This is a genomic window from Methylomagnum sp. (assembly GCF_054333355.1).
In genome coordinates this window covers 1-4,242 of sequence record NZ_JBTEKS010000374.1, presented here as the reverse complement: position 1 = coordinate 4,242, position 4,242 = coordinate 1, and the positions used below count along the sequence as shown (strand labels likewise).

General features: G+C 57.2%; 5 protein-coding genes. 4 read left to right on the top strand and 1 reads right to left on the bottom strand.

Annotated features, from left to right (window positions below):
* Positions 1-637: LpxD N-terminal domain-containing protein (locus tag ACXWUF_RS19555; RefSeq protein ID WP_458496260.1), on the bottom strand; the 637-nt coding region annotated here is incomplete at its 3' end.
* Between the two features lie 300 nt (positions 638-937).
* On the opposite strand from ACXWUF_RS19555, the gene gspE reads away from it, so the two are divergent.
* From gspE to ACXWUF_RS19535, 4 genes are all read left to right on the top strand, one after another.
* Entirely contained in the window at positions 938-2,626 is a 1,689-nt protein-coding gene (gene gspE / locus ACXWUF_RS19550; protein ID WP_458496261.1) for a type II secretion system ATPase GspE, read from the top strand.
* Positions 2,627-2,663: 37 nt separating this feature from the next.
* Complete coding sequence (locus tag ACXWUF_RS19545) at positions 2,664-3,152, top strand: type II toxin-antitoxin system VapC family toxin (RefSeq protein WP_458496259.1); 489 nt, start codon at positions 2,664-2,666, stop codon at positions 3,150-3,152.
* Positions 3,136-3,366 carry a hypothetical protein gene (locus ACXWUF_RS19540; RefSeq protein WP_458496258.1) on the top strand — a complete coding sequence of 77 codons (231 nt, stop codon included), beginning with the start codon at positions 3,136-3,138 and terminating at the stop codon, positions 3,364-3,366. Before ACXWUF_RS19545 ends, ACXWUF_RS19540 begins: the two co-directional genes overlap by 17 nt.
* Positions 3,367-3,384: 18 nt before the next feature.
* Positions 3,385-4,242, top strand: an 858-nt coding sequence (locus ACXWUF_RS19535) for an AAA family ATPase (protein WP_458496257.1), incomplete at its 3' end; no start/stop codon positions are given.

Here is a 4,242-nt window from a genome sequence, read left to right as displayed (position 1 = left end):
TGACCCTGCCGGTCTGGGGAATGCGGTAATTGCGCCGATGCTGGTCCTGGGCGAAGCCGAAGCCCTCGGCGCCGATGACGCAGCCGGATTTGAGGATGGTGTCGGCGCCGATTTCGCAGCCGTAGCCCACCACGCAATTGGGATGGATGACGGTGCCCGCGCCGATGGACGCGCCCCGCTCGACCACGCAATTCGCCATCAGCACCACCCGCGCCCCCAAACTCGCGCCCGCGCCCACCACCGCGCCGGGACCGATGACCGCGTCGTCGGGTACTTGAACGCTCTCGTGAACCACCGCCGATGGGTGGACCCGGGGCCATTCCGTGGCGCGGACATCGCGGTCGGCGTAGGCTTGCTTAACGAGGGCATGGGCCAGCCGCACATTGGGCGCGATGAGCAGGGCCAGCCCTTCCGCTTCGCCCAATTCCGCCGCGATGGCTTCGGTGGTCACGACCGCGGCGGGTTTCCGCTCGCGCACTTGGGGCAGATATTTGGCGTGATCCACGAACACCAAATCGCCCGCCCCGCTTTCCTCCACCGGGGCGATGCGGTGAATGGGACCGTCTTCGCCCGCGTGGCGGACGATGAGTCCCTGATCCTGGAAACGCCGGAAAATTTCCGAGGGGAGTACGTTCATGAGCTATCCATCCAAGTGGTTGCGGAAAGGTCCATGATATTGAGCGGTCACGGGGATGGGCAATTGTTTTGGTGTAATATTCGGGGCGCTTATGGCAACAATATCCCGCCTCGCCTTGCCCTTAAAGCTTCTTCAAGACCGATTCAGCACTGTGGGAGCGGGCTTCAGCCCACGAACGGTCACTAAATCGTGGGCTGAAGCCCACTCCCACACGCCATCAATTCCTCGCCAACCCCACGAGACACCGCCTTGGCTACCGTATTCCAAGACACCCCCGACATCGAATCCCCGCCGCCCGCCCTGCCCTACGAACGCTTCGGCCAAGAACTGGTCGCACGGGGCAAAATCCGCGAGGCCGAAGTGGTCCGCGCCCGGCGCCTCGCGGCGCAGACCGACGATTCCCGCATACCCGCCCTGCTGCTCAAGCTGGGGCTGGTGGCGGAGCGCGACGCGGCGGAAATCCTGGCCGATGTGAGCGGCCTGCCGCTGGTGGGACCGGAGGATTTCCCGGACGCCTCGCCCCTGCCCGAGACCGTCTCCACCCGCTTCCTCAAGGAGAACCACCTCATCGGCATCGCGGCCAATGACGATGAAGTGGTGGTGGCCATGACCGACCCGTTCGACCAGGATTTGCTGGATGGACTCGCCCTGGCCTGCGACAAGCCGGTGAAAGCCCGCGTGGGGCTGGGCTCGGAAATCGACCGGGCGCTGGAAACCCAGTTGGGCGCGGGCAAGACCTTGATGGGCGAAATCGTCGAGACCTTCGGCAGCGACGAGGACGTCAACGAGGCCGACGTGGAGCATCTGAAAGACCTGGCCTCGGAAGCGCCAGTCATCCGCATGGTGAACCTCATCATGCAGCGGGCGGTGGAGTCGCGGGCGTCGGACATCCACGTCGAGCCGTTCGAGCAGCGGTTGAAAGTCAGATTCCGGGTGGACGGCGTGCTGCGCGAGGAGCAAGCCCCGCCGGTGCGCTCCACCGCCGCCGTGATTTCCCGCATCAAGATCATGGCGAAGCTCAACATCGCCGAGCGCCGCCTGCCCCAGGATGGCCGGATCAAGCTGCAAGTGCAGGGCAAGGAACTGGACCTGCGCGTTTCCACCACGCCCACCATGCACGGCGAGAGCGTGGTCATCCGTTTGCTGCACAAGGACAGCATCAAGTTCGACTTCGGCGCCCTAGGCTTCGAGGGCGACGGGCTAAAGCGCTTCATGAACGTGCTGGAACTGCCCCACGGCATCATCCTCATCACAGGTCCCACCGGCAGCGGCAAAAGCACGACGCTCTACACAGCCCTGCACAAGATCAACACGCCGGAGCGGAAGATCATCACCGTGGAAGACCCGGTGGAATACCAGCTCGAAGGCGTCAACCAGATTCAGACCAAGCCGCAGATCGGCCTGACCTTCGCCAGCGCCCTGCGCTCCATCGTCCGGCAAGACCCGGATGTCATCATGATCGGCGAAATGCGCGACCTGGAAACCGCCCGCATCGCCGTGCAATCGGCCCTCACCGGCCACTTGGTGCTGTCCACCCTGCACACCAACGACGCGGCGGGCGGCGTGACCCGCTTGATGGACATGGGCTTGGAGGATTACCTCATCACCTCCACCGTAAATGGCATTCTCGGTCAGCGCTTGGTGCGGCGGCTGTGCCCTCATTGCAAGGAGCCTTATGAGGCCATGTCGGAAATGGTGGCGGAGCTGAACCTGTGGCGGTTCACGGATCATGGCGACGTGGTTTTGCACCGCGCCAAGGGCTGCGCCGAATGCGGCGGGGCGGGTTATCGGGGGCGGTTGGCGATTACGGAGTTTTTGGTGATGAGCGACGACCTACGCCGCTTGGTGATGAGCCACGCCCAGGCCCGGCAGATCGAGGAGCAAGCCTTGCAGGAGGGGATGCGCACCATGTACGAGGATGGATTGCGGAAGGCGGTGATGGGGATGACGACGATTGAGGAAGTATTGCGGGTGACTTCGGATAGTTGAAAACCCATTACTTATCAAAACCTTGACTCCCAAACCAATGCAGACCGTTTATCTCGAAACTCCGTTTATCAGCTATCTGACCGCCCGACCCAGCCGTACTATTGTCGGTGCGGCCCATCAGCAGGTCACTCGGGATTGGTGGGAAAGAGAGCGCTTCAAATATGATTTGCGGGTTTCCGAACTGGTATTGCTAGAGTGCTCAAAAGGCGATGCGGAAGCCGCTCAGCAACGCCTAGAAATAACCGAGGGAATTCCCAGGCTGGAAATTGGAAACACCGTTCGGGATGTGGCGAGGGATTTGGTCCAGCGTGGTTTCATACCCGCCAAAGTGGCCGAGGACGCCTTGCATATTGCGATTGCCGCCGCGCATGGAATCGACTTTATCTTGACTTGGAATTTCAAGCATATCGTCAACCCCATTATTCAGGCCCATATCGCGGAATGCTTGCTTCAATGGAATCTGACGATACCTTTCATTTGCACCCCCGAAGAATTACTGGGAGAAGACAGTGGCGTCATTCACTGACGAAATCATTGAGGAAATCCACGCGGCTCGACAGGAACACGCGGCTCGTTTCGGCTTCGATATTGACCGGATCATTGACGATCTAAAACAGCTTGAAACTAAGCGCAACCCGGATATATGGCCTTTGGCAAAAACCCCGGAATGCCCGCTTGTATCGGAAAACGCCACCTTGCAGAAAATTCGTTTTTCCGGCCATGTTCGGTCGGATGGTTGATTAGGAGCGATCAAACCCATGCTTAAATCCTTGTCTTTGGAAAATTTCACGGTGTTTTCGTCGGCGCAGTTTGAGTTTTCGCCCGGCATTAATGTGATTGTGGGGGAGAATGGGACGGGGAAAACGCATTTGCTGAAAGCGGCTTATTGTTTGAATCGGGCTTGGCCGGATTTGATGCTCAACCGCTCGGTATTATCTCGCAAACGGGCTGAAGTTTATTTTGAAGAGCGACTATTGAATCTATTTCAACCAGATCATCTGGCTAAACTTGTTCGTCGCAATAAGCAGCGGTCAAAATTAAAATCTGAAGTCACCGCATTTATACCAACTATTCTTATTGCAACAGAAAATGAGCGCAGGGAGTTGAGCAAACAATTTCCTTTCGGGAGCCTTACAGAATCCTTGCTATGGGAGCTGATTGTTCAAAGTGGCGAAGAAATAGAGCTTGCCACAAATGCCTCGCTTGATGCGTCTATCATTCCAGAAACGGCTGCTGTAAATTCCTTTGTGCCAAAATCAATATTTTTACCAAGCAAGGAAATCGTTTCCTTTTATGAAGGGCTTAGCGGACTTTTAGAGCAGTATAAGATCAAGCTTGATGCTACATACAAGGATATGGCGCGCAATTTTGACTTTCCAGAACTAAATAATCCTCCAAATTTAGATATTATTAGTGAGATTGAAGATAAGCTTGGTGGATATTTGGCGTTAGAGGGCAGGCGGCTGATTTTTGTCGAAAAAGATGGCAATAAATTGGAGACACCGCTTTTGGCCGAGGGTGTTCGCAAACTCGCCATCTTGCCGTATTTCATTCGTCACGGCCTTATTCAAATGAAGGGGGAAACCCTATTTTGGGATGAGCCAGAAACCAATCTA